This is a genomic window from Flavobacterium sufflavum (assembly GCF_004016525.1).
Lineage (GTDB): Bacteria > Bacteroidota > Bacteroidia > Flavobacteriales > Flavobacteriaceae > Flavobacterium > Flavobacterium sufflavum.
Genome location: NZ_SACJ01000060.1, coordinates 1 through 216 on the forward strand (window position 1 = coordinate 1; position 216 = coordinate 216).

General features: G+C 43.5%; 1 protein-coding gene. It reads right to left on the bottom strand.

Features of this window, described 5'->3' with window-relative positions:
- Window positions 1-216: hypothetical protein (locus EOD40_RS18135; RefSeq protein ID WP_164905527.1), on the bottom strand; the 216-nt coding region annotated here is incomplete at both ends.

A 216-nucleotide genomic window follows, 5' to 3' on the forward strand; every position in this document is an offset into this window, starting at 1 on the left:
TTACAGCAGCACCAGATGCTCCTACAAAAGTCCATATACCGCTTCCCACCGATGGTGCAGTTTGCGTCATAGTGAATGTAGATGTATTGCATAAGGTTTGGTTCGGCTGATCGCTTACTACAGGTTGTGCATCATTTTGTAGGGTTACATTATCAAAAGCACTACATGTTCCATTGGTCACTGTCCATTTTACTGTTACACTTGTTCCTGCTGCCA